Origin of the sequence: Mycobacterium sp. E787 (assembly GCF_001668725.1) — a bacterium.
In the GTDB taxonomy this organism is placed as follows: Bacteria; Actinomycetota; Actinomycetes; order Mycobacteriales; family Mycobacteriaceae; genus Mycobacterium.
On the sequence record NZ_LZKL01000127.1, the window covers coordinates 126,257 to 151,607 of the forward strand.

The 25,351-nt window shown below is 68.4% G+C and carries 29 protein-coding genes and 1 pseudogene; 10 read left to right on the plus strand and 20 right to left on the minus strand.

The window, feature by feature from the left end; all coding sequences use genetic code 11:
* Nucleotides 1-19: 19 nt before the first annotated feature.
* The 10 genes from A5705_RS25460 to A5705_RS25505 all read right to left on the minus strand — a co-directional run bounded on the left by A5705_RS25460 (nt 20) and on the right by A5705_RS25505 (nt 8,976).
* The gene (locus A5705_RS25460) at nt 20-961 is read right to left on the minus strand and encodes an alpha/beta hydrolase (protein WP_067883884.1); all 942 of its coding nucleotides are present in this window, start codon (nt 959-961) and stop codon (nt 20-22) included.
* Entirely contained in the window at nt 958-2,433 is a 1,476-nt protein-coding gene (locus A5705_RS25465; protein ID WP_067883886.1) for an NAD(P)/FAD-dependent oxidoreductase, read from the minus strand. Before A5705_RS25465 ends, A5705_RS25460 begins: the two co-directional genes overlap by 4 nt.
* Nucleotides 2,430-3,158, minus strand: coding sequence for an SDR family NAD(P)-dependent oxidoreductase (locus A5705_RS25470; RefSeq protein WP_067884232.1), 729 nt, complete (start codon nt 3,156-3,158; stop codon nt 2,430-2,432). The genes A5705_RS25465 and A5705_RS25470 overlap by 4 nt, the downstream gene beginning before the upstream one ends.
* Nucleotides 3,158-3,550, minus strand: a complete 393-nt coding sequence (locus tag A5705_RS25475) for a nuclear transport factor 2 family protein (protein ID WP_068280822.1) — start codon at nt 3,548-3,550, stop codon at nt 3,158-3,160. Before A5705_RS25475 ends, A5705_RS25470 begins: the two co-directional genes overlap by 1 nt.
* The gene (locus A5705_RS25480; RefSeq protein WP_068280825.1) at nt 3,547-4,287 is read right to left on the minus strand and encodes an HpcH/HpaI aldolase/citrate lyase family protein; all 741 of its coding nucleotides are present in this window, start codon (nt 4,285-4,287) and stop codon (nt 3,547-3,549) included. The genes A5705_RS25475 and A5705_RS25480 overlap by 4 nt, the downstream gene beginning before the upstream one ends.
* A complete protein-coding gene (locus A5705_RS25485; protein ID WP_068280828.1) occupies nt 4,284-5,252 on the minus strand; it encodes a zinc-binding dehydrogenase in 969 nt (322 codons plus the stop codon). The genes A5705_RS25480 and A5705_RS25485 overlap by 4 nt, the downstream gene beginning before the upstream one ends.
* 1 nt (nt 5,253) lies before the next feature.
* Nucleotides 5,254-6,465: a cytochrome P450 gene (locus A5705_RS25490; RefSeq protein WP_068280831.1), complete on the minus strand. Its 1,212-nt coding sequence runs from the start codon at nt 6,463-6,465 to the stop codon at nt 5,254-5,256.
* Nucleotides 6,462-7,166, minus strand: coding sequence for an NIPSNAP family protein (locus A5705_RS25495; RefSeq protein WP_068280834.1), 705 nt, complete (start codon nt 7,164-7,166; stop codon nt 6,462-6,464). Before A5705_RS25495 ends, A5705_RS25490 begins: the two co-directional genes overlap by 4 nt.
* Nucleotides 7,166-7,717 (minus strand): hypothetical protein, encoded by a 552-nt coding sequence (locus tag A5705_RS25500; RefSeq protein ID WP_067883897.1) that lies wholly within the window; start codon nt 7,715-7,717, stop codon nt 7,166-7,168. Before A5705_RS25500 ends, A5705_RS25495 begins: the two co-directional genes overlap by 1 nt.
* Before the next feature lie 89 nt (nt 7,718-7,806).
* Nucleotides 7,807-8,976, minus strand: a complete 1,170-nt coding sequence (locus tag A5705_RS25505) for a CaiB/BaiF CoA-transferase family protein (RefSeq protein WP_068280837.1) — start codon at nt 8,974-8,976, stop codon at nt 7,807-7,809.
* A 95-nt stretch (nt 8,977-9,071) separates the two neighbouring features.
* Here A5705_RS25505 and A5705_RS25510 point away from each other — a divergent pair, with 95 nt between their 5' ends.
* The 4 genes and pseudogenes from A5705_RS25510 to A5705_RS25515 all read left to right on the plus strand — a co-directional run bounded on the left by A5705_RS25510 (nt 9,072) and on the right by A5705_RS25515 (nt 10,753).
* Complete coding sequence (locus A5705_RS25510; RefSeq protein ID WP_156738593.1) at nt 9,072-9,581, plus strand: hypothetical protein; 510 nt, start codon at nt 9,072-9,074, stop codon at nt 9,579-9,581.
* A 121-nt stretch (nt 9,582-9,702) separates the two neighbouring features.
* Nucleotides 9,703-9,837 (plus strand): annotated as a pseudogene (locus tag A5705_RS29255) (EthD family reductase); the annotation flags it as partial.
* A gap of 43 nt (nt 9,838-9,880) precedes the next feature.
* Entirely contained in the window at nt 9,881-10,039 is a 159-nt protein-coding gene (locus tag A5705_RS28805) for an EthD family reductase (RefSeq protein WP_231964592.1), read from the plus strand.
* Nucleotides 10,040-10,075: 36 nt separating this feature from the next.
* Nucleotides 10,076-10,753 (plus strand): DUF427 domain-containing protein, encoded by a 678-nt coding sequence (locus A5705_RS25515; protein WP_068280839.1) that lies wholly within the window; start codon nt 10,076-10,078, stop codon nt 10,751-10,753.
* 69 nt (nt 10,754-10,822) lie between these two features.
* On the opposite strand, the gene A5705_RS25520 is transcribed toward A5705_RS25515, so the two are convergent.
* From A5705_RS25520 to A5705_RS25530, 3 genes are read right to left on the minus strand one after another with little or no spacing between them, the layout of a single operon-like run.
* On the minus strand, nt 10,823-11,977 hold the full coding sequence (locus tag A5705_RS25520; protein ID WP_068280841.1) for an acyl-CoA dehydrogenase family protein: 1,155 nt from the start codon (nt 11,975-11,977) through the stop codon (nt 10,823-10,825).
* Complete coding sequence (locus tag A5705_RS25525; RefSeq protein WP_067883906.1) at nt 11,978-12,892, minus strand: LLM class F420-dependent oxidoreductase; 915 nt, start codon at nt 12,890-12,892, stop codon at nt 11,978-11,980.
* A gap of 15 nt (nt 12,893-12,907) precedes the next feature.
* Nucleotides 12,908-13,798 (minus strand): acyl-CoA thioesterase II, encoded by an 891-nt coding sequence (locus tag A5705_RS25530; RefSeq protein WP_068280843.1) that lies wholly within the window; start codon nt 13,796-13,798, stop codon nt 12,908-12,910.
* A 148-nt stretch (nt 13,799-13,946) separates the two neighbouring features.
* Here A5705_RS25530 and A5705_RS25535 point away from each other — a divergent pair, with 148 nt between their 5' ends.
* The 3 genes from A5705_RS25535 to A5705_RS25545 are packed head-to-tail and all read left to right on the plus strand — an operon-like array spanning nt 13,947 to nt 16,189.
* Nucleotides 13,947-14,765, plus strand: a complete 819-nt coding sequence (locus A5705_RS25535; RefSeq protein WP_067883909.1) for an SMP-30/gluconolactonase/LRE family protein — start codon at nt 13,947-13,949, stop codon at nt 14,763-14,765.
* A 19-nt stretch (nt 14,766-14,784) separates the two neighbouring features.
* Nucleotides 14,785-15,618 carry a thioesterase family protein gene (locus tag A5705_RS25540; protein WP_068280845.1) on the plus strand — a complete coding sequence of 278 codons (834 nt, stop codon included), beginning with the start codon at nt 14,785-14,787 and terminating at the stop codon, nt 15,616-15,618.
* Nucleotides 15,619-15,649: 31 nt separating this feature from the next.
* The gene (locus A5705_RS25545) at nt 15,650-16,189 is read left to right on the plus strand and encodes a TetR/AcrR family transcriptional regulator (RefSeq protein ID WP_067883913.1); all 540 of its coding nucleotides are present in this window, start codon (nt 15,650-15,652) and stop codon (nt 16,187-16,189) included.
* A gap of 100 nt (nt 16,190-16,289) precedes the next feature.
* Here the strand turns inward: A5705_RS25545 and A5705_RS25550 are convergent, their stop codons facing one another.
* The 4 genes from A5705_RS25550 to A5705_RS25565 all read right to left on the minus strand — a co-directional run bounded on the left by A5705_RS25550 (nt 16,290) and on the right by A5705_RS25565 (nt 20,065).
* Complete coding sequence (locus tag A5705_RS25550) at nt 16,290-17,639, minus strand: FAD-binding oxidoreductase (protein ID WP_067883915.1); 1,350 nt, start codon at nt 17,637-17,639, stop codon at nt 16,290-16,292.
* Between the two features lie 55 nt (nt 17,640-17,694).
* Entirely contained in the window at nt 17,695-18,045 is a 351-nt protein-coding gene (locus tag A5705_RS25555; RefSeq protein WP_067883917.1) for a WhiB family transcriptional regulator, read from the minus strand.
* A gap of 163 nt (nt 18,046-18,208) precedes the next feature.
* The gene (locus tag A5705_RS25560; RefSeq protein WP_067883918.1) at nt 18,209-18,949 is read right to left on the minus strand and encodes a glucose 1-dehydrogenase; all 741 of its coding nucleotides are present in this window, start codon (nt 18,947-18,949) and stop codon (nt 18,209-18,211) included.
* 15 nt (nt 18,950-18,964) lie between these two features.
* The gene (locus tag A5705_RS25565) at nt 18,965-20,065 is read right to left on the minus strand and encodes a diacylglycerol kinase (RefSeq protein ID WP_067883920.1); all 1,101 of its coding nucleotides are present in this window, start codon (nt 20,063-20,065) and stop codon (nt 18,965-18,967) included.
* A gap of 109 nt (nt 20,066-20,174) precedes the next feature.
* Here A5705_RS25565 and A5705_RS25570 point away from each other — a divergent pair, with 109 nt between their 5' ends.
* Both A5705_RS25570 and A5705_RS25575 read left to right on the plus strand, forming a co-directional pair.
* Nucleotides 20,175-21,071, plus strand: coding sequence for an alpha/beta hydrolase (locus A5705_RS25570; protein WP_067883922.1), 897 nt, complete (start codon nt 20,175-20,177; stop codon nt 21,069-21,071).
* Nucleotides 21,072-21,204: 133 nt separating this feature from the next.
* The gene (locus tag A5705_RS25575; protein ID WP_068281055.1) at nt 21,205-22,668 is read left to right on the plus strand and encodes a PE-PPE domain-containing protein; all 1,464 of its coding nucleotides are present in this window, start codon (nt 21,205-21,207) and stop codon (nt 22,666-22,668) included.
* 16 nt (nt 22,669-22,684) lie between these two features.
* Here the strand turns inward: A5705_RS25575 and A5705_RS25580 are convergent, their stop codons facing one another.
* Entirely contained in the window at nt 22,685-23,308 is a 624-nt protein-coding gene (locus tag A5705_RS25580; protein ID WP_067883923.1) for a TetR/AcrR family transcriptional regulator, read from the minus strand.
* A 161-nt stretch (nt 23,309-23,469) separates the two neighbouring features.
* Here A5705_RS25580 and A5705_RS28000 point away from each other — a divergent pair, with 161 nt between their 5' ends.
* Complete coding sequence (locus A5705_RS28000) at nt 23,470-23,595, plus strand: hypothetical protein (RefSeq protein ID WP_108637325.1); 126 nt, start codon at nt 23,470-23,472, stop codon at nt 23,593-23,595.
* Between the two features lie 4 nt (nt 23,596-23,599).
* On the opposite strand, the gene A5705_RS25585 is transcribed toward A5705_RS28000, so the two are convergent.
* Entirely contained in the window at nt 23,600-25,024 is a 1,425-nt protein-coding gene (locus A5705_RS25585; RefSeq protein ID WP_067883925.1) for an NAD(P)(+) transhydrogenase (Re/Si-specific) subunit beta, read from the minus strand.
* The gene (locus A5705_RS25590; RefSeq protein WP_067883927.1) at nt 25,021-25,350 is read right to left on the minus strand and encodes an NAD(P) transhydrogenase subunit alpha; all 330 of its coding nucleotides are present in this window, start codon (nt 25,348-25,350) and stop codon (nt 25,021-25,023) included. Before A5705_RS25590 ends, A5705_RS25585 begins: the two co-directional genes overlap by 4 nt.
* Between the last annotated feature and the right edge of the window lies 1 nt (nt 25,351).

Sequence of the window (25,351 nt, forward strand, 5' to 3'; positions counted from 1 at the left end):
TTCCGGGCGGATCGCGCGGTCAAGTAGAGCCGAAGGTCCTTGACAGGGCGTGGCCCTGCAGGGCGAACAACCGCTCCGAGTCGGACCAGTCCGGCAGCAGCGAGTCGAAGCCGTGGCAGGCGCCCGGAAACACGTGCAGCTCGGCGGAGACCCCGGCGCGCAGCAGCTGCAGGGCGTAGTCGACCGCCTCGTCGCGGAACGGGTCGATCTCCGCGCAGGTGATCAAAGCCGGTGCCAGGCCGCCAAATTGGCGGCGGCGCGCGGGCACGGCGGCGGGTCCGCCCGTGCCGTCGGGGCCCAGGTAGTGGCGCCACATCTGGTCCGCGGCCTCGCTGTCGAAAGCGGGGCTCGCGCCGAACTCGGCCTTCGACGCGGTCTCCCGATCGTCCAGGACCGGCTGATGCAGCAGCTGGAACGCGACGGCCGGCAGCAACCCGTCGGCGGCGCCGTGCGCCAGGCATGCGGCCAGGGTGGCGCCGGCGCTGCTGCCCGCGACGGCCAGGCGGGCGGGGTCGACGCCCAGCCCCGCGGGGTCGGCCGCCACCCACCGCAACACGGCGACCGCGTCGTCGAGGGCGGCCGGGTAGGGGTGCTCGGGCGCCAGCCGGTAGTCGACCGACACCACCGTGCAGCGTCCGCGTCGCGCGAGCTCCACGCACTGCCGGTGATCGGTGTCCAGATTTCCCAGCGCGAAGCCGCCGGCGTGGCAGTACACGATCGCCGGTGCGGGATCGCCTTGCGCACCGCGATAGATCCTCACGGCCACGCCACCGGATTCGGCCGGCGCGGTGTCGTCGACGATCCGCACGCCGTGGGTGTCGGTGTGCTCGGCGGCCTCGCGGCGGCGCTCGTTGAACGGCTCGCGCATGAGTTGGATCGCTTGCGGCGAGAAGTCGGTTCGCGTCGTCGCCACCGCGCGCAGCGCGGGATCCAGCCGGTCAAAGCCGTGCAATTCGCTCATCGGGCACGCGTCTCGGGGGCCTGGAAGCTGAAGTCGGCGGGTTCGAATCTGCGCGTCATTCCCCAGAAGGTACGCGCGCTGCGCGGCCACTGCGTCACCACTCGGCCATTGGCGGCGCGGAAGTAGTTGCTGCACTGGGTGGTCCACACCGTGCCGACCATCCACCGGTCCACCTTGGCGACGAAGTCCGCCAGCGCGGCGGGCCGCACCGCCAGGTACGTTTTGCTCTTGCGCCGCAGGTACTTCAACGCCCGGACGATGTAGCGGGCCTGGGCCTCGAGCATGAAGATGACGCTGTTGGAGCCGACGTTGGTGTTCGGCCCGTACAGCATGAAGAAGTTCGGGAACCCCGGAACGACCATGCCGAGATACGCGTGCGCGCCGTCGCGCCAGACCTCCCGCAGCGTCGTCCCGCCCTCCCCGGTCACCTCCAGCTCACCCAGGTAATCGGCCGCGGCGTAACCCGTCGCGCAGACCACGACGTCGACATCGCGCTCGGTGCCGTCCGCGGTGACCAGGCTGCGCGCGCGCAGGCAGCGCGCCGGGCTGCTCAGCACCTCGACGTTGGGGCGGGTCAGGGCCGGCAGGTAGTCCGAGGAGAACACCAGCCGCTTGCAGCCCATCGGGTGATCGGGGGTCAGCTTGCGGCGCAATTCCTCATCGGCGACGGTCTTTTCGAGCAGGCCCAGCGCGGTCGCGGTGAAGTCCCGGGTTTTTTCGCTGCCGTGCTCGATCACCGAGATGTTGGATTCGCTGCGCAGCCAGAGCCGGGTCCGGTACAGCCTCTTGGCGAACGGCACGTGCGCGAACACCCAGCGCTCCCGTTCGGTGTAGGGCCGGTCGGGCTTGGGCAGGATCCAGGTGGGCGACCGCTGCACGGAATACACCTTGTCGGCCACCCTCGCCAGTTCCGGCAACAGTTGCGAGGCCGTCGATCCGGTGCCCAGCAGCGCGACCCGCGCACCCTCGAGCGGAACCGAATGGTCCCATCGCGACGAGTGCAACAGCGTCCCGGTGAACGGTTCCTCCTCCACCAGCTCCGGGAAGAGGGGCCGGGTGAACAGGCCCACGGCGGACACCACGATGTCGAAGTGGTGCCGGTGGCCGGTCGCTGTGGTCAGGCACCACCGCTGCGTGTCTTCCTCCCAACGCGCGGAGACGATTTCGGTGCGCAATCTCAGGTGCGGGCGCAAGCCGTACTTGTCGGCGCACCGCTGGAAGTACTCAAGAATCTCGGGCTGCGCGGGCCACAGCCGCGACCAGTCCGAATTCAGGTCGAACGAGTAGGAGTAGAGGTGCGACTTGACGTCGCACGCCAGCCCCGGATACGTGTTGATCAGCCAGGTGCCCCCGACGTCGTCTTCGCGGTCAAAGATCGTGAAGTCATGGAAACCGGCCTGGGACAACAGTATTCCCAGTGCCATGCCGCCCGGTCCGGCACCGATGATGCCGACCGACGGGTTGCCGCTCATCGGATCTGCAGGCACTGGCCACCGTCGACGACCAGCTCCGCACCGGTGATGAAGGACGCCGCGTCGGAGACCAGGAATGCGACCGCGTCGGCGATCTCGCCCGGTTGCCCGATCCGCCCGAACGCCGACGCGGCGGCGAGCCTCAGCTGGGTGGCGTCGTCGAGCATCGGGGTCGCGACCGGCCCGGGGAACACGGCGTTGACCCGGACGCCGAGCGGCGCCAGTTCGGCGGCGGCATTCTGGGTCAGGCCACGCAGCGCCCATTTCGAGGAACCGTAGGCGCTGTGCCGGGGGAAGGGGCGGATCGCACCCGTGCTGCAGATGTTCACGACGGCGGCACCCTTGGCCGCCCGCAGCTGCTCGAGCGTCGCCTGGATGCCGAGGAACGCACCCAGACAGTTGACCCGCCAGGCGTTTTCGAATCCCTCGGCCGTCTCATCGGCGAGCGACGCGCGGTGCAGGACGCCGGCGGCGTTGACCAGCGTCGTCAACGCGCCGAATCGGTCGACCACCGCGCGCACCGCCGCTTGCCACTGCGCCTGCGACGTCACGTCCAGGTCGATCGCGATCAGCCCGTCGTCGCCCAGCTCGTCGACCGCGGCGGCCAGTTGGCCGGCCCGGCGGTCGCAGGCCGCCACCGAATAACCTTCTCCGCGAAGTCGTTTGACGATGGCCAAGCCCTGCCCGCCGGCGGCGCCGGCGACCAGCGCGACGCGTCGTTGCATCATGGCACCTCGGGGCTCTCGGCCAGGCCGCGGCTGGTGACGAACTGGCAGCGCCGCCGCCGGAAGCGCCATCGCCCGGCGACGCGGACCAGCTCGTCGTCGTACAGGGCGGGCCGCAGGTGCAGATCTCCGGCCCTGACGAACAGCACCTGTGAGCGTGCCGTGGCGGTGTCCCCCCGGACGTCGATCCGCGAGACCCCGGTCAGGTGCAGCCCGCGCGGCGCGTCCCGGAACATCTGGGCGATGGCGTCGCGCCCGGCGAAAGTCCTTCCGTAGACGCGAAACTCGGCGTCGGGAACGAACAGGGCCACGCAGCCGTCGATGTCGCCGGCATCGAGGGCCAGCGCGTACGCGGCGATCAGGTCGCGGATCGCGGCTTCGTCTTCGGTCATTGCCCGGTCGCCTCGCGGAGGTGTTCGGCCGCCCCGCGCCGCAGCGCCTGCGATTCGGCCGCCAGGGTGATCATCCGGAAGCCCAGCTTCGCCATGACGCGACCCGTCGCGCCGTCGCCCGCGTGAATCCCGGTGAGCAGGCCCGCGGCGGTGGCGGCGGCGTGCACCCGGGATATGGCGTCGATGACCGCCGGGTGTTTGGTCGCGCCAACCACATCGACGCCCATCGACAGGGCCAGGTCCGCGGGCCCGACGTACAACCCGGCCAGGCCGTCGACGGCGCAGATCTCGCCCAGGCCCGACAGCGCCGCCGCCGTCTCGATCATCGCGAACACGCTCACCCGTGACTCCAGCGCGGCGACGTCGTGGCCCAGGTCGGCGCGCAACGGGCCGAAGCTGCGGATCCCCCGGGGCTGGTGGCGGGTGGCGGCCACCGCGGCGGCGGCCTGTTCCGCCGACTCGATCATCGCGATGAGGACGGCGTCGGCGCCGGCGTCCAGCACCCGCCCGATCGGCGCAGCGTCGGCGTTGGGCAGCCGCACCACCGTCGCGATGGGCACGTGGCCGAGCCGGCGCAGCATGCGCGCGATGTCGGCGTCGTCGAGGTAGCCGTGCTGGGCGTCGAAACCCACGTAGTCGTAACCGGCCCGGGCGAATTCCTCCGGCCCGAGCGCCGTCGGCCCCGTGATCCAGCCGCCCCAGATCGGGGCCGGATGGTTGCGATCGAAGACGCTCATCCGGCGATCGCGATCTTGATGCGCTCGGGGACCGGGCGGCAGGCCAGGTCGAACGCGGCCTGGACATCGTCGACGCCGAAGGTGTGCGTGAGGTAGGTGCGCAGCAGCTCGGGGTGCTCGTCGGCGAACTTGGCCGCGAGGTCCAGGACGCGTCGCCGGTCAAGCGTCACACCGGATTTCAGCGTCAGATTGTTGCGCAGCATCAGGCGCATGTTGATCGGGTAGGCGTCGTCGTCGGCCACACCGAAATAGAACACCGTGCCGCCCGGGGCGGCGGCCTCGATGGCGTGCCCCAGGGTGGCCACCTGGTGTCCGACGGCCTCGATCACGACGTCGGCGCGATCGCCGGGAGCCAGTTGGCTCACCCACCGGTCGCTGGTGGCGCGCACCGGGTCGTCCACGCCGAAAGCCGTTGCGTGGCAGGTGCGGTCGACGGGGTCGACGCCGGTGACGCGGCGCGCGCCGGCCGCCTTGGCGACGTAGGCGAACAGCAGGCCGATCGAACCCTGCCCGATGATCGCGACGTGCCGCCCGGACAGGTCCGGCAACTGCTCGCACGCGTACAGGACGCACGCCAGCGGCTGCAGGCCGATCGCCTCCGCGGGGCTCAGCGCCGGGTCGTACGGCGCCAGCATGTTGCCGTCGCTGATCACCCGCTCCATCAAGCCGTCGAACCCCGACGCCCAGCCCACCACGCGATCGCCGGCCCGGTGGTCGGGGTGCCGGCTGGCGATGACCTCGCCGGCCACCTCGTGGACCGGGAAGCCGTCCTTCCCGGCCGCGCTTCTGCCGTCGTCGCCCGGAAGCCGGCCCCGGTTGCCGCGGAAGGCCGGCAGGTCACTGCCGCAGACGCCCGCGGCCGAAAACTGCAGCAACACTTGGCCGTCGGTGAGGTGCTCGACCGTGGTGTCGGGGATCGAGGTCCGCTCGAACAGGTACGGCGCGATGATCCGGTAGGACCACACCTCAGACCTCCACCGGGATCTTGTTGTATCCCCATTGAAAGCTGGACGGCAGCCGGGTGGCGGCGTCGCCGCGGATCGCGAAGTCGGGCACCCGCCGCAGCCATTCGGCCAGCAGCACATCGATTTCCAGCCGGGCCAGGTGATACCCGATGCAGAAATGTTGGCCCCGGCCGAAGGCCAGCGAGCGGCGGATGGGCCGGTTCCAGATGAATTCGTCGGGCTCGGCATACTCCCGCTCGTCGCGGTTGGCCGACGCCAGCAGCGTGATCACGCGCTGGCCCGGCTTGATCGTCGTGTCGTGAATGGTGAAGGGTTTCCGCGCCGTTCGGGCGAACCACTGCGCCGGCGCGCAATAGCGGATCATCTCCTCGCGTGCGATCGGCACGTTGGTGACGGGATCGGCGCAGACCGCTTCCATCTGGTCGGGCCGTCGGCTGAGTTCCCACAGCCCGTGCGCGACGATCTTGGGCACCGTCTCCGTCCCACCGATGAAGATGCACAACATCTGGGTGGCGACCTCGACGTCGGACAGGGCGCTGCCATCGGGCAACCGATAGCCCAGTAGGCCGTCGACGACTGGGAGCGCATCGCCGGAGGAGGCGGCCCGGCGGCCCTCGACCACCGGTGTGAGGTACTCGAGGTAGTTGGGCCGGGCTTGCGCGGTGTCGACGCCGACGCCGGGCTCGGCCAAGCTGCCGGCGTTGACCGCGGCCAGCACCTGCGGGGCGAGATCGTCTGGCAGGCCGAGCAATCCGCACACCATCGAAGCCGCGACGATGCCGCCGTACTCTTGAGTCAGATCGAAGGAGCCCCGTGGCAGCAGCTCATCGAGGCGCTCGTTGGCCAGCGTTCTGATCCGTGCTTCCAGCCCGGCGACCGACCTCGGGCGTAACGGCGCCGAATGCGCGCGACGGATCTCGGCGTACAGATCGGTGTCGAAGACCGCGTGAAACGGCAGCGGGTGCAGCGGCGGATCGTCGAGCGGCCCGTCGTTGTGGGAAGCCAGCACCGACGCCGGGGGCAATGTGCCTTCCGTCGCGACGAACGTTCCGTCGTTGACTTCCAGCACCTGCCAGATGTCCTCGAAACGGGACAGCGCGAAGGTGTCCCACTGCGGCATGTAATACACCGGGTGCTCGTCGCGCAGGATCCGGTAGTAGGGCAGCGGGTTCGCCATGACTTCCGCGTCGAAGGGATCGTACGAGAAGGTCACTGCAGTGGCGATGGGGGTAGGGCCTGCAGAATCGAGTCTTCCCAGCCGTCGCGCAGGGCCGGCGCCACGCTCATCCACGTGACGATCTCGGCCGGCGGGCTCTCCTTCCAGGACGGGTAGTGATTGGCGAAGCACTCCCAGCCGCCGTCGAGCGCCCAGTAGTGGATGACCTCGTTGTAGCGAAACGTGGTGGTGAAGGAGCCCAGCCAGCGCTTGCCCGTGCGCTCCGACCACGGGACGTACAGGCGCTCCAGCTCGCGGATGTAGTCGTCCTGGCGCCCGGGCTTGGTCTGCATGATCTCCTGGATCACCAGCGGAGCAGCGAAATTCGTCTCGCGCAGCTGTTCCAGCGTCCTGTTGCTGGGACCGGGGTACATGATCCGCCCCTCCCCCGAGGCGCCGATGTCGGACAGGTACCCCGCCCACTTGCCGGCCGCGGCCTCGTGGCTGCCGCCGCGCGCCTGCGCTGCGCCGATGCGGGCGTAGTCGGCGAACCCGTCGATCTCCCAGATGACCGTGGCCTGCGGCCAGTGGCCGTTGTAGGGGGTGGTTTCCCAGATTGCGAACAGCCGGGCTCCGAGGTCGTCCATCATCGGCTGGTACGTGTCGGTGAAAGCCTCGGTGAAGCCGTCACTTCGCCCGGATCCCAGTGAAATCGTCTCGTGCAGGTAGAGCAGGGTGTGGCCGTAGTACTTCTTCATCAGTCGAGCCGGGTGGCGGCGTCGCACAGCAGCGTCTCGGTCGGATCGACCGGGCCGCAGCCGATTCCGGCCGCCGCCAGGGCGTGGCCCTTGAATCGGCGCGCGGCCATGCTGAGCACGTGCTGCGCCTGGTTCATCGCGCGGTCGACCGCCAACGGCCATCCGTCACCCCACAACGCGACCTCGGTCAACCGATCACCCATGGCCTCGAGCACCTTCTCGCGCACGCGGGCGTCGGCGGTGAATGCCTCGGCGCTGACCGCCAGGCTGTGGCTCCTCGCGGCCGCCGGATCCGGCTGCTCGTCGGAGTCCACTGCCCGCACCCCGAGGATCCGCAGCGCGCGGGTGTCGCAGCCGTGCGGCAACATGACGGTCACCTCCCAACCGGCCATCACGCGGTCATAGAGCCAGCCCCCGGCGGACTGCACGACATCGGCGGCGCTGGAAGCGACGACGTCCAACCGATATCGCAGACACTCACCATCGGCACGGGTCGACCGCGCGGACCTGACCCGGCCCTGGTGGCCGATGTTGAACGTTGGAGTGACCATCGTTGGTGTTTCCTGCAGCGCTCGTCCTGGGCTTGTTGTCACCGGACAGCGTGACACTTCGGGAAAAATTTGTAAAGGTCGCGGGCCGGTCAGGACCCGCGGCGTGCCTCGAGTTCGGCGAGAATCTCGTCGGTATGCTGCCCCAGTTCCGGCGCCACGGACCGCGGCGCCCACGGCGTGCCATGGAAATCCGCCGGTGTGGCCACCATCGCCACGCCGGCTTGTCCGTCGGGCACGTCGACGATGCCGCCCGCGGCGTGGAACTGCTCGTCGGCCACCACGTCCTCGAGCGAGTTGACCGGCGACCAGAAGAGGTCGGGTTCGCCCGCGAAGATCTGCGCCCACTCGTCCAGCGGGCGGGTCGCGAAGATCTCGTCCAACTCGGCGATCAGCGGCACCGCATTGGCGGCGCGGGACCGGGCGTCGGCGAACCGGGGATCGTCCGCCCACTCGGGCCGGCCCACGGCGCGGCACAGCGGCGGCCAGTGGCGATCGGCTTCCAGCCCGACGATCCAGAACCGTCGCCCATCACCGGCGGCGTAGTTGTTCATGCACGGGTTGCCCATCGATTCCCGCTGGCCGATCGCGATCTGCTGGCCGGTCAGCAGATAGGTGTTGAGGTCGAAGCCGACCGTGTAGGCACCCTGGCGGTACAGCGAGGTGCTCACCAATTGGCCCGCACCGGTGCGTTCGCGGGCGAGCAGCGCCGCGCACACCGCCGCGGCCAGGGTCATCCCGGCGGAGTGGTCACCCATGCCGCCGCGCTGGAACGGGGGCGTGTCGCCGGGCCGGGTGAGCAGGTGGGCCACCCCCGCCCGCGACCAGAACGCGGCCACGTCGTAGGCGGCGCGGTCGGCGTCGGGACCCGTCTCGCCGTACCCGGTGATCAGGCCGTAGACCAGCCGGGGGTTGCGGGCCGACACCGACTCGAAGTCCAGCCCGAGGCGCCGCAGCGCGCCGGGCCGCACATTGGTCACGAAAACGTCGGCGTCGCTGAGCAATTCGAGGGCGGTGTCGCGCCCCTCGTCGGTCGTGAGGTCCAGGACGATGCTGCGCTTGGACCGGTTGTCCATCTCGAACGGCGGGTTGACCCCTAGGTCGCACCCCAGCATCCGGCCGAACAGGCGGCCCGGGTCGCCCGTCGGCGGTTCGATCTTGATGACGTCGGCGCCCCAGTCGGCCAGGATCCCGCCGGTGGCCGGCCCGGCCACCCACACGCCGAGCTCGACGACCTTGACGCCCTCCACCGGTCCAGCCATGGCTAAGTTCCTACTCCGTGTTGCTGCCGCCTCTCTCAACCGGGTCACGCGGTCGACCATGGCGCTCGGGTAGCTCCCGGCGTAGGGTGCGCGTTGTGGGGGCCGGCCACGATATGCCAGACGACTTGTTGGATCGCAAAGTCATCCGAAGCGTCCGGGTCTTGGTTGGGTCCGAGGTCGGTGGCGTTCAGGCCGCGGCATTCGCCGAACGACACGCACGTAACGCAGCGGAACGCGACATCTGGGCGGCTTTGCGCGAACTTGAGCTGCAAACGCGCGAAGCGGTTTTCGATCAGCTGGGCGGAGCCGCCGCGCGATTCACCGCCACAAAACGCATGGCGAAGACCCTCGGTGGGGCGAATGGGGCGGCCGTGACGGTGTTGCCTCATCAGATGCAGATGCGCTCGCTGGTCGTCGCCACGAAGCTGTTCATCCCGCATTTCCGCAAGCTTGACCAACATTTCGCCGGTGGGCCCCGGGCCGCGTTCTTCCACTATGTCCTCGCGCACGAGCTCGCAATCGCCGAACTGGGTCGGCGAGCGCTCACACACGATGAAGATCCGCTGACCCCGGTCGAGGCACTGCTCGGCGATGTTCCGAAGTGATGGGTTTTGCCACCAGCACCGAGCAGCTCCCATCCGGGAACGCACGACGATTACCGCGACGATGACCGGGTAGCCGAGACGCTGACCCGAATATCGGGTAGTTGAGGGGAAACCGACTGATCTGAAACCAAATACAAAGGGGGCATCGGTCGCCAAGCTTGTCGTCATGTATCCAAAGCCGAAGGATACGGCGCACTTTGAGCGGTTCTACCGCGAAGTCCACGTCCCGCTCGTTGAAAGAATGCCCGGAATCAAGGACTATAGTTACCGCTACCCGACGGGGCCTGACAACCAGGAGGGTGCGTTCTTCTGCTTTTTCCATCGCAACATTCGACAGTCTAGAAGCGATCAAGGATGCGTTCGCTTCTCCTGCCGGTAGGGACGTGATCGCCGACATTCCGAACTATTCGCCCGATCATCACCCCACCATGTTGTTTCTGGAATCGATTGACGGCTGAAGCATCCGCTCATGCGGAGGCTCAGGAAGGAAGACCATGAGCCTGGTAGCCGGACGCGGTCCGCTCAGCACCGATCCGGCCGGGCGGTTCTCGCCGGCGATACCCACCGAGGTCGTGTACATCGAGCCACACCCCCGGCGCGTCCAAGCCTTCCGGGACGGGCGTCCGGTGATCGACACCGAGCGGGCACTGATGGTGCACCGGCGGGGCCGCCCGCTCAGCTACGTGTTTCCGGCCGACGAGGTCGGTGACCTCCCGGCGGAGCCGGAACCCGAGGCGCCGGGCTTCGTCCACGTGCCCTGGGAAGCCGTCGACACCTGGCTGGAGGAGGGCCGCGAGCTCGTCCACTACCCGCCGAATCCCTACCATCGCGTCGACTGCCGCCCGACGCGGCGCCGGCTGCGCGTCTCGGTCGCCGGCGCCACACTGGTGGACACCGACGACACACTGATCCTGTTCGAAACGGCGCTCGAGGCTCGTCTTTACGTCGACCCGAAGCACGTACGCACCGATCTGCTGCGGCGATCGGAGACGTCGAGCTACTGCAACTACAAGGGCTTTGCGACCTACTGGTCCGTCGCCCTCGACGACCGCACCGTCGACGACGTCGCCTGGAGCTACGAGGACCCACCCCCCGAATGCCTGCCCATCAAAGGATTCCTGAGCTTCGACACCGCCCGGGCGGATGTGACGGCCCAACTGCCACTCACTTGAGCCGCGAAAGTGCAACTGGCAACGCATTTCCCGAGTGCCGCCGTCGGCAGTTGCACCTTCGCGGCGAAATCAGGAGTAACTGGGGCGGCCCAGCTTGAGCGCGTGCTGCGCGATCATGTTGCGGAACACCTCCAGGGTTCCGCCGTAGATCCCCAGCGGTAACGAAAGGCGGTAAAGGTGTTCTGCCGCACCGTCGCTCGCGGCACCCTGGGCGCCGGTGGGCAGCGCCGACGCCGCCCCGAGGATGTCCATCAGGTCCGGGGTGATGTCGCGCATCGCCTGCGCGATCGCCACGCGACCGAACATTCCGGGCGTGGACAGCGCCGCCTCCATCCGTGCGACGGCCCGTCCGAGGCGGTATTTCACCGACTCGTCGTCCACTTCGGCAACGAGCCCCGCGACGGTGTCGACCACTTCGGCCATCAGATCGCCGTGGCCCGCCATCGCCGCAACGTATTGCAGCCCATGGTTTTCCGGGTCTACCATGCCGTGCTCGGAGTCCAGCGCCGCGCGCATCACCGTCCAGCCGCCGTTCACCTCGCCGATGCGGTGGAGGTCATCGACGCGCACGTCGCTGTAGTAGACGATGTTGGTGCGGTCGCCGTCCAGGGTGCGGATGGGTTGGATCTCGATGCCCGGCGAGTCGAGGGGGACCAGAAACATGGTCAGGTTCTTGTGTTTCGGGCCCTGCGGGTCGGTGTTGGTGAGCAGGAAGACGTACCGGGCGTTCTGCGCGTTCGAGGTGAACATCTTGGAGCCATTAATGATCCAGCTAGATCCATCCGCGTCCCGCACCGCCCGGGTCTTGCAGGTGGCGACATCGGAGCCGCCCTCCGGCTCGGTGTACCCCAGGCACAGCCGGATTTCGCCGGACAGCACGCCGGGCACGACCTTGCCGGCCAGCTCCGGCGCGCCGAATTGCTGGACCAGCCGGGCGACGACGGACGTGGTGCCCCAGTGGTACCACGGCGTGTGGGCCCGGGCGATCTCGAGTGCGAAGATGCGCCGTCGGACCGGGCTGAACCCGCCGTCGGCCTCCACCTTCCAATCCGAGGCCAGATAGCCGGCCTCACCGAGCGCCAAATGCACTCTCTCGTCGAAGTTTTCGCCGAACTCAAGCTGGCGGGCGAGCACCTCGTCGGTGACGTGCTTGGCGATGAAGGCCCGGGTCTCGTCGAGAAATTCCCGGTCTTCGGCGGAGAGTTCGACCCGTGAAAAGTCCATTTAGATCGCGTCGACCACCTGGGTTCGGAACCGGTCGAGGGTCTCTAGCGCGTGCGCCACGCTGTCGCCGGGCAGCCCGACGCTCACCCACGTCACGCCCACTGCCGCAAGCTTTTCCAATCCGTCGAGGTACGCGTCGGCGTTGAACTCATCGGACGCGGGGCTGCCGCCCTCGAAGTTGGTGAAGGTGACGTCGATCGCGGACCAGTCGCGGCCCGCCGCGTCGCAGCGCCGGCGCAGATCGTCGATGCCCTCCGTGAGGCGCTGCACCGAGTCGATCACCGCGGTGCCCGCGGTCTGGGCCAGCTGCGGCGGAGCCGGAAACGGGCACCAGCCGTCGCCGTACTGCGCGACGCGCCGGCGCGCGGTCGTCGTGTTGCCGCCGATCCAGATCGGTGGGCAGGTGGCCGGCCGCGGGTGGGCCGTGATGCCCCGGGCGGTGAAATGCTTTCCCTCGAAGGTGATGTCGTCGCCGGTCCAGATGGTCCGGATCACCTGCAGCGCTTCCTCGAACAGCTCGGCGCGCTCGTCGTAGTTCACACCCAGCGCCGCGAACTCGCGCTTGAGATAGCCCACGCCGACGGCCAGAGTGAAGCGGCCGCCCGAAAGCAGGTCCAGCGAGGCCCCGGACTTGGCCACCACGAACGGGTTTCGATACGGCAGCACCACGATGTTGGGGATCAGCCGCAGCGTCGTCGTTCTGGCGGCCGCATAACCCAGCGCCACAAAGGGATCCAGCGCGTCGTGCCCGCCGGCCTCCAGCCATCGCTGCGAGGGCGCCGGGTGGTCGGTGAAGCCGAACCCGTGAATTCCGGCCGCCTCGGCAGCTGCCGCCACCTTCCCGATGCCCTCCCCGCTCACCAGTTCCGGGTTATACGGATGGCTGTGCATCGGATGGGTGATGGTGAAGCGCATGACCGCGACCAGACGCTAGAACCGCGCGCGGGAATCGATGGCCGTGTCGCTGGTGCGCAACGGACGGATCAGCGCCTCCTGGGCAAACGAGCACAGCAGCTCGCCCTCCTCGGAGTGCACGGTGCCGCGCACGTACGACATTCCCGCGCCGACCTGGGTGCTCTCGTGGGTGTAGAGCAGCCAACCCTGCCACCGCACCGGCTCGTGGAACGCGACGGAGATGCTCATCGGCGCGGTGGACACGGTCAGGTGCGCCTGGGCGGTGCCAATGCCCGGGTGCGCGCGCATGGTGGTGGAAATGCCCAGGTGGCCGGTGAAGTACGCCAGCAGCGCCTTGGCCAGGTCATCCCGGGTGGGGATCGGCTCGTAACGCAGCCAGGCGTAGAGCTCCGGCGGCCCGACCTCGTCGGGGCTGTTCACATCGACGACGTCGACGAGACGCAGCTCGCGTCCGACCATCGGCATCGGCGAGGGGTGGGCTTCGGCGGGCCCGGCCACGTCGGGCCGCGGCAGATGGTGGCGAATGACGTCGTCGGTCGGGACGTCGGCCAGCACGGTGATGCTCAGGCAGCGCCGACCGTTCTGATGCACGGCGACCACCGCGGTCGCGGTGGACCGGCCCTCGGACACCACGTCGAGCACCAATTCGATCGGCGGCCCGACGGTGACCGCACGGGAGAACACCGCATGCGCCGAGCGCACGGACTTGTCCGGGAATCGTTTGGCCACCGCGACAATCGCCTGGGCGAGCACCTGGGTACCCTCCACCACCTGCCGTTCGTCGCCGACGGCGATCCCGGTGTCGGCGGTGAACCGATCCTGGCCCTCGGCCTGCACGTCGAAGAGATCCAGCAGGCCCTGCACCGTCCACTCGGTCTGCTCGGATTCCTCGGAAGCTTTAGTCAAGTCCGCTCCATCTCTCGCGCAGGCAGCTCACGGCTCAGCGTGACACTTTGAGTAGGATTTGTAAAGCTTGGCTAACAAACCGGGCGAGATTGACACCGGCACACGTCCTGCATGACACTTTCCCGATGTTTTGTAAAGGCCCGGCCGGATGATCCCCGAGCCCCTGGCCAACGGCTTCTGCTTCGGTGAAGGCCCGCGGTGGTTCGAGGGACTGCTGTGGTTCTCCGACATGCTCGGCGAGGCCGTCCACACCGCGGACATGCGCGGCTCGCTGACCACGTTGCCGCTGCCCGGGCGCTCCCCGTCCGGCCTGGGGTTCCGCCCCGACGGGTCACTGCTGATCGCCTCGACCGAAGACCGCCAGGTGCTGCGCTACGACGGCGAAACGGTCGTGACCATCGCCGATCTCGCCTACCTGACGCCGGCCAATCTGGGTGACATGGTCGTTGACGACGCCGGGCGGGCCTACATCGGATGCCAGGCGTTCTCCGGTGGCGCGATCATCCGCCTCGATGCCGACGACACCGCCGCTGTTGTCGCCGAGGACCTGGATTTTCCCAACGGCATGGTGATCACCCCCGACCGAAGGACGTTGATCGTCGCCGAATCGACGGCCCGCCGGCTGTCCGCGTTCACCATCGACGACGACGGTGGGCTCGGTGCGCGTCGGGTCTTCGCCGACGGCCTCGACGGGCCACCGGACGGCATCGCGCTCGACGCCGAGGGCGGGGTGTGGGCGTCGATGACGCTGGCCCACCAGTTCGAGCGGATCACCGAAGGCGGCGTGGTGACCGATCGGATCGACATGGGCGAGCGGGTGGCCATCGCGTGCGCGTTCGGCGGCCCCTCGCGCCGCACGCTGTTCCTGCTCTCCAGCACCGACGCCTATCCCGCGCGCCTGATCGGCACCAAGCTGTCGCGGCTGGACGCCGTGACGGTGGACACCCCCGGCGCTGGCCTACCCTGACACCCCGGGAGGTGGACGAGTGACGGATTCCTATTACGAGCTGATCGACGGCGCCGACCCGTTGGGTGAGAAGTTCCGGGCCACCGACCTCGCGCGCGGCACCTGGTCGGCCGCGATCCAGCACGGCGGACCGGTATCGGCGCTGCTGGTCCGGGCGCTGGAGCGCTGCGCCCGGCGCGACGACACCCGGCTGTCCCGCGTCGTCATCGACCTGCTGGGCGGGGTGCCGGCCGAGGGCGACCTGTGGGTGAGCTCCCAGGTGCAGCGCGGCGGCAAGCAGATCGAGTTGGTCAGCGCCGAGATGCTCGCCGTGGGTCCCGACGGCGAGCCGCGGCCGGTGGCTCGCGCCAGCGGCTGGCGGTTGCAGCGGCAGGACACGCGGGCAATTGCTCACGCCGCGGCCGAGCCGCCGCGGCCGCGGGCCGAGGCCCGCAACCGCAACCTCAAGGCGCTGGACTGGGACCGCAACTACGTGCACAGCCTCGAGTGGCTCTGGCTGACCGAGCCGCTCAGCGCGGGTCCGGGCGAATCCTGGATCAATCCGACGGTCGACCTCGTCAAGGGCGAGGCCATGACGCCGCTGGAGCGGCTGTTCGCGGTGGCCGACTGCGCCAACGGCATCGGCAGCAAGCTGGACATCACCAAGTGGACGTTCCTCAACACCGACCTCGCCGTGCACGTGTTCCGGATCCCCGACGGCGACTGGATCGGCATTCGCGCGGAGACCAGCTACGGGCCGGACGGAGTGGGGACGACGGTCGGCACGCTGTTCGACGAGGGGGGCGCGGTCGGCGCCATCCAGCAGTGTGTGCTGGTGCGGGCGCGTCCCGGCCGGGAAACGAAAAAACCGTGACACCTTGTCGATACTTCGTAAAGTTTCTCTTATGAGCCAACCGGCCCAAGCGGCAGAGTTCGACACCTCGACGCGGCAACGCATCCTCGACGCCACCGCCGAGGTGCTCGGCCGCAACGGCAAGACCAAGCTCAGCCTGTCGGAGGTGGCCGCCCAGGCGGGGGTGTCGCGCCCCACGCTCTACCGCTGGTTCGCCTCCAAAGAGGAACTGCTGTCGGCGTTTTCGCAATACGAGCGGCAGGCCTTCGAGAGCGGCCTGGTCAGGGCCACGGCCGGATTGAAGGGGGTCGACAAGCTCGACGCCGTGCTGCGGTTCATCGTCGAGTTCCAGCATTCGTACTCGGGCGTGCGCATGGTCGACGTCGAACCCGAGCACACGATCGCCCAGTTCGGTCGCGTCATCCCCGAGATGCGCGACGGGTTGCAACGGCACCTTTCCGGACCCAACGCGGCGGTGAAGGCCGCGACGGTCATCAGGATCGCGATCTCGCACTACATCGTCCGCAGCGACGATGCCGATCAGTTCCTGGAGCAACTGCGCCACGCCGTCGGGATCAAGGGCACCTCCTGATCCCCGCGAGGTGGGGGCACCGCCCGCTTGCGGGTGAGCGTGTTTGTACGGCAACACGCCGTATTGCGCGTACAACTGCGCACCCTCGCGGCAGGAAGGTTCAGTCGAACAGCACCGCGGCGTTGAGGTAGCCGGTCGGGTCCAGGGCGCTTTTGACCGCCCGCATCGCGGCGATGTCGGCGGCCTCCCGCGACATGCCCAGGTAGGGGCGCTTGCGGCTGCCGACGCCGTGCTCGGAGCTGACGTTGCCCCCACACCGCGCGATGAGGTCCATCATCGGCTCGTACAGCGCCGGCTCCTGCTCGACCGGGCAACGCAGCACGTTGAGGTGCAGATTGCCCTCACCGATGTGACCGAACAACACCGGCACCGCCTCGGGCACCCGAGCACCGATCAAGGCGACGGCCCCGCGGGCGAACCCGTCGATCGCCGACAGGGGCAGCGACACGTCGAACTTCAGCGGCGGCCCATACACGCCCAGCACGTCGGCGAGCGCTTCCCGCACGCGCCACAACCGTTGCTGCGCAGCGACATCCACGCCGACCGCCGGTTCGGCGCACAACCGCACACCGTCCAGGAGGTCGGCGAGCCGATCGGTCTGGTCGTGGTCGCCGGCCAGTTCCACGAGCAGCAGCCAGTCGCCGGCGACCGGCGCGCCGACCCCGAGATGCTCGGCAGTCAGGACCGCGGCCCGGCCGTCGATCAGCTCCAGCGCCGCGATCCCGTCGGCGTCCCGAAAGGTGCGCCCGGCCGCCACCAGCGCCTCGAGGTCGGCGAACCCGCAGACCGCCGTCGCCCGGTGCGACGGTGTGGGATGCAAGCGCAGGTCCAGCGCGGTGATCACGCCGAGCGTGCCCTCGGCGCCCACGAACAGCGCCGGCAGGTCATACCCGGTGTTGTCGCGGCGTACCAGGCTGTGGCGTCGCATCAGCGAACCGTCCGGCAGCGCCACCTGCAAGCCCACGACCTGCTCGCCCATGTTGCCGTAGCGAACGGTGCGCAGGCCGCCGGCATTGGTGGCGGCCATGCCGCCGACGGTCGCGGTGTCCCGGGCGGCCAGGTCGACGCCGAACACCAAACCCGCTGCGGCAGCGGCACTCTGAACGGCGGCCAGGGTGGCGCCGGCACCGGCCGAAACGCGGCGCTCGACGATATCGACGTCGCCGACGGCGTTGAGCCGTTCGGTGGACAGCAGGACGTCGTCGTGCTCGGGGACGGTGCCGGCCACCAGCGAGGTGCGACCGCCCTGCACCGTCACGTGCGACCCGGCGTCGCGGCATACCCGCAACACGTCGGCGACCTGCTCGGCGGACCCGGGTCGCACCAGCGCGCTCGCCTGCCCGCGGTAGCGGCCGGTGTAGTCCACGCTGCGGCCGGCCAGCACGTCGGTATCGGTGACGACGTGTTGGGAACCGACGATCCTTTTCAGCTCCACGAGCCTGCCTGGCATGCTCGCGGTTATAGCACCGCCGGATGGTCCCCGACCAAAGCCCCCGCTGCGCGATTCAGCCGACGCTGCGGTTTGTCCGCTCGCTGAGGAAGTTTGACCACGACACCACCTCGGGGTGCCGCTGGAGCAGGGCTCGCCGCTGGCGCTCCGTCATGCCGCCCCACACACCGAATTCCACGCGGTTGTCCAACGCTTCCGCGGCGCACTCCCGCATGACCGGGCAATGACGGCAGACCACCGCGGCCTTGCGTTGGGCGGCACCGGTGACGAAGAGCCGGTCGGGATCGGCGTGGCGGCACAAGGCCCTCGACACCCAGCCGGCGTCTTCGTCCTCGGCCGGGTTGCCGGCCACCCCCCGCATAACCACCCGGTGCGGCCGTTGACCGCCGGGCTGTGACCCTGACATGAGCAGTCCCCTTCTCCCGGCCCGAGATCGCCACACACGTCCTTGCCTGCATGAATTCCCGGCGTCGCGCCGCTTAAACGACACCAGTTGAATAATCGGCGGCCGCCACCGAAACCGTGGCCGAAGCCCCCGCGACGCCCCGGTTAAGGCCGACGGCTTCGCTTCAGAACTCCTTGTGCGGCACGTCTGTGACCAGCCCGCCGTCCATGACGAATTCGCTGCCGGTCGTGTAGGACGACTCGTCGCTGGCGAGGAACAGCACGAACGTCGACACTTCCCGCGCCTCGCCCGGGCGCCCCAAGGGAACCGTGACCATGTCCTCGGGCAGCTTCGCGGTCATCGGGGTGCGGATGAAGCCGGGGTGGATCGAGTTGACCCTGATGTTGAGCGGCGCGAGTTCCAGCGCCGCCGACTTGGCCAGGCCGCGCACCGCCCACTTCGACGCGACGTACGGGTGCACCGCGGGCGCGCCCCGCAGCCCCTCGATCGACGACACGTTGATGATCGACCCGCCGCCCGCCTCGGTCATCGGGTCGACGGCCACCCGCATGCCCAGGAAGGTGCCGGTCAGATTGACGTCAATCACCTTCTGCCACTTGCCCAGATCGAAATTTCTCAGCTGCCCCAGCGCCACGATGCCGGCGTTGTTGACCAACACGTTGAGCCTGCCGAATTCGCCGGTCGCCGTCGCGACCGCGGCATCCCACTGGTCGGGCTGGGTGACGTCGAGGTGGACGTAGCGCGCGGCGTCGCCGAGCTCGTCGGCCAGCGCCTTGCCCTCGTCATCGAGGATGTCGCCGATCACCACCTTGGCGCCCTCTTCCACGAGCATCCGGGCGTGCGAGGCGCCCATCCCGCGGGCGCCACCGCTGATCAGCGCAACTTTGCCGTCTACTCGTCCCACTCGGGCTCCTTTCGGTTACCTGACTACCAGGTTGTTCGGTGCGTACAGACCTTTGCCGGTGACCAGCGGAAGGTCGAGCGTGGTGCGGATGCCGGGCGGGGCCGCGATTACCGACGGGATGGCGTTGACGATGCGCCCGGCCGCGCCGACGATCGCGGCGTGGTTGTGGTCGCCCTTGCGGCTGCTCGGCACGATGTCGACCCCGTAAGACGGCTCGCCGGTGATTTCGACGCGGTACGAGCCGCCGCCGGAAGCGGGCTGGGGCCAGTCGGGACGCAAGTCGGGGCGCAACCGGGTGATGTGCTCGACGACGATGGCCGGGCGCCCCTTGGACATGCCGCAGATCTCGAACTGCAGCGCGGCCATGGTTCCCTTGGCCACGGGTCCGACCGCGATCTCGAAGTCCTCGGGCGCCGGCTCGCGCTGGCACGAGTCGGTGATCTCGTCGATCTCGATGCCGAGGCCGGCGGCCAGCTGACGGATCGCCGTCCCCCAGGCGATGCTCAGCACCCCGGGCTGCAGCAGCATCGGCACCTCGTCGAGCGGCCTGCCGAACCCCATGTAATGCATGACCTCGGCGCCGTCGTAGGTGGCGTAGTCGGCGATCTCCATGCAGCGCACCTGCTCGATGCTCTGGCAGGTGCCCGCCAGCGCGAACGGGATGAGGTCGTTGATGAACCCGGGGTCCACGCCGGTGATGAAGACGCTCGAATTCCCTTGCCGCGCAACGTCTTCCACGCGAGCGATGTACTTTTCGGGCATCACGCCCCACGGGTACTGCAGCAGCCCCGGCGACGACCCGACGACGTTGCCCCCGGCGGCCAGGATGCGCATGACGTCGGCCATCGCGTCGCGCAGGCGGGTATCGCCCATCGCGCAGTAGACGACGCAGTCGGGCCGGGTGGCCAAAATGGCGTCCAGGTCCCCGACGGCCGCCACGCCCGTCGCGGTGCCGGCGCCCAGGCCGACGCCGCACAGTTCCCCGGCGTCCTTGCCCACCTTTTCCGGCGTGGACACGCACACGCCCGTCAATTCGAACTGCGGGTTGGTGATCAGTTCGGCCAGGGCCAGCCCCCCGACGTTTCCGGTACCGACGTGCGCGACGCGGATAGCCATGCGAGTCTCCGTCCCTCGATCGCCCGAAACGTTTCTAGACAGTAGTCCACTATTTCTCAGGCACCCACGGCACCCAACTCGAGCCCCGACCCGGCAGAATTGAATCGCTGTGACACAACGTGAGGACGTCCAATTCGCATCCGGCGACGAGGCGATCAGCGCGTGGCTCTACCGGCCCGCGAGCGGTGATCCCGCGCCGCTGCTGGTGATGGCGCACGGCCTGGGGGCCGTGCGCACCATGCGACTGGACGCCTATGCCGAACGATTCAGCGGGGCCGGCTACGCCTGCCTGGTGTTCGACTACCGCAACTTCGGCGACAGCGGAGGCCGGCCGCGCCAACTGCTCGACATCAAGATGCAGCTCGCGGACTGGGCGGCCGCGGTCGCTTACGGCCGCACCCTCGAAGGCATCGATAACCAGCGAATCGGCTTGTGGGGCACATCGTTTGGCGGCGGACACGTGATCGCCATGGCCGCCCGGCTGCCGGGCATCAAGGCCGCCGTGGCCCAGTGCCCGTTCACCGACGGCGTCGCCTCGGCGCGCACGCTGAACCCGCTGATCTTCGCACGCATCGGTGTGCTGGCCGTTCGCGACCTCGTCGCGGCCGGGCTTGGCCGGCCACCGGTGATGGTCGCCGCGGCGGGCAAGCCGGGCGAGGTCGCCTTGATGAACGCCCCCGACGCGTATCCCGGGTACATGCGGCTGGTCCCCGAGGGCCAGCACGTGCCGAACGAGGTCGCCGCCCGGTTCGCGTTGAGGATCCTCAGCTACCGTCCCGGGCGCTGCGCCGCAAAGGTGCCCTGCCCGATCCTGTTCTGCGTGTGCGAGGCCGACTCGGTGGCTCCCGCGGTCCCCACGCTGCGCTACGCGGCCAAGGCTCCCCGAGGTGAGGTCAGGATGTATCCCGAGGGGCATTTCGACATCTATGTCGACGACGCGTTCGAGCGCGTGGTGGAGGACCAACTCGCCTTTCTCGGCAGGCATCTGAAGCACGCCAACGTGTAGCGCGGGCAAACTTGCGCGAAACGCCAGATTTCCCGAGGGCACGGTCTTAGTCTCTGTCAGTACCTAATACCCACGGTCGCGGGTAAGCCCGTTCGGCCGGGCGGGGTCCCAGTCTGTGGGGAAGGGCGGGGAGATGTCGGATCTGATCAGCACCCCGGAAACGCTGGCCGCCACGGCCGCCGACGTGCAAAGCATCGAGTCGGCCATCACCGATGCCCGCGCCGGCGCGGCGGCCCGGACAACGGGCTTGCTGGCGGCGGCGGAAGACGAAGTGTCGACGGCCATCGCGACCCTGTTCGCCACGTACGGCCGGCAATACCAGGCCGCCCTGTCCCAGGCCGGAATTTTCCACACCGAATTCACCCGGGCGCTGGCCGCCGCGGCGAGCACCTACGCGCAAGCCGAGGCCACCGGCGCCGCGCTGCTCGCGCAGACGCCGATCGCGGGCGGCGCGCCGACGGGCGGCAACCCACTGGCCGTGCAGTTGGCCGCCGGGGACCCGATGTACGCGTTGATCATGGGCGGCACCAACAACCCGATGCCCGACCCCAAATATGTAACCAGCGTCTTCAACGCGTACATCAAGCCGAATCCCCTTTTCTCCTCGGCCATCCCGCAGGGCCTGTTCACGCCCGAGCAGTTCTGGCCGGTGACCCCACAACTCGGCAGCATGACGTTCGGCCAGTCCGTCGCCAAGGGCGTCACGTTGCTGAACAACGCACTCCTGGGACCCACCGGCGTCATCACGCAAGGCAACAGCGCCGTGGTTTTCGGCTACTCCCAAAGCGCCACGATCGCCACCAACGAGATCAATGCGCTGCTGGCGGCCGGCTCACCCATCCCTGCCAACCAGTTGTCTTTCGTGCTGATCGGCGATCCCAACAACCCCGTCGGCGGCATCCTCGAGCGCTTCCCCGGTTTCTACATTCCGTTCCTGGATGTGGCGTTCAACGGCGCGACGCCGCAATCCCCGTGGCACACCACCGTTTACACCTACCAATACGACGGCATCGCCGACGCCCCGCAATACCCGCTGAATCTCGTCTCTGACCTCAACGCGTTCATGGGCTATTTCTTCGTCCACGGCCAATATCCCCTCTTGACGGCCACCCAGGTGGGCACCGCCGTTCCCTTGCCGACGAACGGCGGCAACACCGACTACTACATGCTGATGACGCAGAACCTGCCGCTGCTGGAGCCGATCCGCGCGATCCCCTACGCCGGTCCGCCGATCGCCGACATCTTCCAGCCCGATCTGCGGGTGCTCGTCGACCTGGGCTATGCGGACTACGGCACCGGCGCCAACTACGCGAACGTTCCGACCCCGGCCGGGTTGTTCGATCTTCCGAATCCGTTCACGGTCATCCCGGACCTGGCCCTGGGCGCCGTGCAGGGCCCCTACGGCGCCGCGGTCGAAATCGGTGTGGAGGCGGGGCTGCTGTCGCCCTCGCTGTTCCCGAACACCTATCCGTGGGTCCCGTCCATCGACCCCGGCCTGAATGTCTCCTTCGGCCAGTCGAGCACGACGCTGCTGTCGATCCTGAGCGGCGCCACGGGCAGCGTGCTGCACATCATTCCGCCACCGAACTTCGGCTGATTCTCCCGCCGCTCCGTCAGGGGCCGAGCGGACAGCTGTTGCGGACCGACTCGTCGCGGATCAGTCCCCGCAGCAGCGCGGTGCTGAACTCGGCGGCGATCTCCTTGGCTGTGCGCCGGCCGCTCGGCCGCAGCCAGCGGTAGCTGCCCAGCGTCATCCCGATGTAGCCCAGGGCCACCACGTGCGAATCGCATTCGAAGAACTCGCCGCTGGCGATGCCGCGGTCGATGAGCCCGTGCACATGCTCGTAGACCTGGGCCTCCTTCTCACGGACCTCGGCGACCTGCTCGCTGGTGAACCATTCGGTGATGTAGGGCTGCTCCTGGAAGTAGACGGCGGCCCGCTCGGGATTGGCCGCGATCCCGGTGAGCAGGCGGACGGTGTATTGGTAGAGCGCCTCGCGGGCCGTCCATGACGGATCGTCGTGCACGGCGGCCAGGGTGCCCTCGGCGGCCTGGCGGTAGATGTCGAACAGGATCAGCGACTTGCTCGCGTAGTAGTGGTAGACGGTCGCCTTGTTCAGGCCGATCACGTCGGCGACGTCGTCCATCCGGGTGCCGTGATAGCCGCGCGCGGCGAACAGCTTGGTGGCAACGGCCAGCAACTCTTCGCGGCGGGTCATCCCGTTGTCGGACGCCATTCGTACTCTCTATCGTCACAGTCGGCGGGCCGCGGACGGGCCCGGATAAGGCAAAGTACCAATCAACTGGTTGGACAGTTTAAGGGCATCGCCGCTGTCGCACCGACGGCTCGGCGACTACGATGGTGTGTCGAACTGGTCGCGAGTCGAGAGGTGGGGACATGGATCCGAGTCCGGACTATGACATGAGCGACGAGATCGAGTTCTTCTTCAAATACGTGCCATGGGGTCTGCGCGGCGTCGTCGACGGCAACGGTTACCCGCCGCCGGCCTACCCGCCCGTCTAGACCGCTACAGCGCCTTCAGCTCCTCGGCGACCTCGGTCACCGATTTCTTCGCGTCCCCGAACAGCATCGTCGTCCCCTCCGCGTAGAACAGCGGGTTGTCGATGCCCGCGAAACCGGAGTTCATCGACCGCTTCAGCACGATCACCGACTTCGCCTTGTCCACGTTGAGGATCGGCATTCCGTAGATCGGGCTGGACTGCTCGTTGCGGGCCGCCGGGTTGGTGACGTCGTTCGCGCCGATGACGATCGCGACATCGGTGCGGGCGAACTCGTCGTTGATGTCGTCCATGTCCTTCATCGCGTCGTAGTCGACCTCGGCCTCCGCGAGCAACACGTTCATGTGTCCGGGCATGCGGCCGGCGACCGGGTGGATCGCGTACTTCACCGGCACGCCCTTGTCCTCCAGCAGCGACGCCATGTCCTTGACCGCATGCTGGGCCTGCGCGACGGCCAGGCCATAACCGGGCACCACGATGACCTGGTTGGCGTAGGCCATCTGGATCGCGGCGTCGGCGGCCGAGGTCGACTTGACGTGCTTGTCGCCGCCGCCGTCACCGCTGGGCGCCACGCCGCCGCCGCCGAAACCGCCCGCGACGATCGCGGGAATCGAGCGGTTCATCGCCTTGGCCATCAGGTTCGTCAGGATCGAACCGGACGCGCCGACGATCATGCCCGCCACGATCATCGCGGTGTTGTTCAGCGCCAGGCCGGCCGCGGCGGCCGACAGCCCGGTCATCGCGTTGAGCAGCGAGATGACCACCGGCATGTCGGCGCCGCCGATGGGCAGCACCACCATCAGGCCCAGCACGCCCGCGGCGGCCAGCAGGCCGATCATCCACCACAGCGACACCCCGCCGCTGCCGGGATGCGCGTGCAGGCCGATGACCACCGCGGCGCCCACCGCCGCGGCCAGCAGCAGCAGGTTGATCGGTTGCTGGGCCTTCCCGAAGCCGATCGGTGATCCCGAGATGATCTCCTGCAGCTTCCCGAACGCGATGATCGACCCCCAGAACGAGATCGACCCGATGATCGCGGCGAACAACGACGCCACCACGATGTGCACGGTGGGTGACTCGCCATGCTGGAACGCCGAGAAACCTTTGGTCTCAATGAATTCCGCGAGCGCTATCAGCGCGACCGTGCCGCCGCCGACGCCGTTGAAGAAGGCCACCAGCTGCGGCATGGCGGTCATCTTGGTCAACCGCGCCGGGGGAACCCCGAGCACGACGCCCACGACCAGGCCGGCGATGATGAGCACCCATTGGTCGGTGTGCCGGATCTTGATCAGTGTCGCGCCGACCGCGATGGCCATGCCCACCGCGGCGATCAGGTTGCCCCGCACCGCGGTCTTCGGGCCGGTCAGGCCCATCAAGCCGTAGATGAAGAGCGAGAACGCGACGATGTAGAGAACGGTGACGAGGTAGTTCATTTCGCCGCCAGATCCTCGGTCTGCACGGGCTTGACTTTCTTCTTGCCCTTGAACATGCCCAGCATCCGGTCGGTCACGATGAAACCGCCGATCACGTTCAGCGTGCCGAACACCACGGCGACGAACAGGATGATCTGTACCGCCAGCGACGGGTGCTCCACGGTTCCGAACACCACGAGCGCGCCCAGCACCACGATGCCGTGGATGGCGTTGGTCCCCGACATCAGCGGCGTATGCAGGGTGTTGGGCACCTTGGAAATCACGGCGAACCCGACGAATCCGGATAGCACCAGGATCGCCAGGTTGGCCAACAGCTCGTCATACATC

Coding starts and splice junctions, on each gene's coding strand:
- A5705_RS25460 (WP_067883884.1), bottom strand. CDS start 961: ATGAGCGAATTGCACGGCTTTGACCGGCTGGATCCCGCGCTGCGCGCG.
- A5705_RS25465 (WP_067883886.1), bottom strand. CDS start 2,433: ATGAGCGGCAACCCGTCGGTCGGCATCATCGGTGCCGGACCGGGCGGC.
- A5705_RS25470 (WP_067884232.1), bottom strand. CDS start 3,158: ATGCAACGACGCGTCGCGCTGGTCGCCGGCGCCGCCGGCGGGCAGGGC.
- A5705_RS25475 (WP_068280822.1), bottom strand. CDS start 3,550: ATGACCGAAGACGAAGCCGCGATCCGCGACCTGATCGCCGCGTACGCG.
- A5705_RS25480 (WP_068280825.1), bottom strand. CDS start 4,287: ATGAGCGTCTTCGATCGCAACCATCCGGCCCCGATCTGGGGCGGCTGG.
- A5705_RS25495 (WP_068280834.1), bottom strand. CDS start 7,166: ATGAAGAAGTACTACGGCCACACCCTGCTCTACCTGCACGAGACGATT.
- A5705_RS25500 (WP_067883897.1), bottom strand. CDS start 7,717: ATGGTCACTCCAACGTTCAACATCGGCCACCAGGGCCGGGTCAGGTCC.
- A5705_RS25505 (WP_068280837.1), bottom strand. CDS start 8,976: ATGGCTGGACCGGTGGAGGGCGTCAAGGTCGTCGAGCTCGGCGTGTGG.
- A5705_RS25515 (WP_068280839.1), top strand. CDS start 10,076: ATGAGCCTGGTAGCCGGACGCGGTCCGCTCAGCACCGATCCGGCCGGG.
- A5705_RS25520 (WP_068280841.1), bottom strand. CDS start 11,977: ATGGACTTTTCACGGGTCGAACTCTCCGCCGAAGACCGGGAATTTCTC.
- A5705_RS25525 (WP_067883906.1), bottom strand. CDS start 12,892: ATGCGCTTCACCATCACCCATCCGATGCACAGCCATCCGTATAACCCG.
- A5705_RS25535 (WP_067883909.1), top strand. CDS start 13,947: ATGATCCCCGAGCCCCTGGCCAACGGCTTCTGCTTCGGTGAAGGCCCG.
- A5705_RS25545 (WP_067883913.1), top strand. CDS start 15,650: ATGAGCCAACCGGCCCAAGCGGCAGAGTTCGACACCTCGACGCGGCAA.
- A5705_RS25550 (WP_067883915.1), bottom strand. CDS start 17,639: ATGCCAGGCAGGCTCGTGGAGCTGAAAAGGATCGTCGGTTCCCAACAC.
- A5705_RS25555 (WP_067883917.1), bottom strand. CDS start 18,045: ATGTCAGGGTCACAGCCCGGCGGTCAACGGCCGCACCGGGTGGTTATG.
- A5705_RS25565 (WP_067883920.1), bottom strand. CDS start 20,065: ATGGCTATCCGCGTCGCGCACGTCGGTACCGGAAACGTCGGGGGGCTG.
- A5705_RS25575 (WP_068281055.1), top strand. CDS start 21,205: ATGTCGGATCTGATCAGCACCCCGGAAACGCTGGCCGCCACGGCCGCC.
- A5705_RS25580 (WP_067883923.1), bottom strand. CDS start 23,308: ATGGCGTCCGACAACGGGATGACCCGCCGCGAAGAGTTGCTGGCCGTT.
- A5705_RS28000 (WP_108637325.1), top strand. CDS start 23,470: ATGGATCCGAGTCCGGACTATGACATGAGCGACGAGATCGAGTTCTTC.
- A5705_RS25585 (WP_067883925.1), bottom strand. CDS start 25,024: ATGAACTACCTCGTCACCGTTCTCTACATCGTCGCGTTCTCGCTCTTC.
- A5705_RS25590 (WP_067883927.1), bottom strand. CDS start 25,350: ATGTATGACGAGCTGTTGGCCAACCTGGCGATCCTGGTGCTATCCGGA.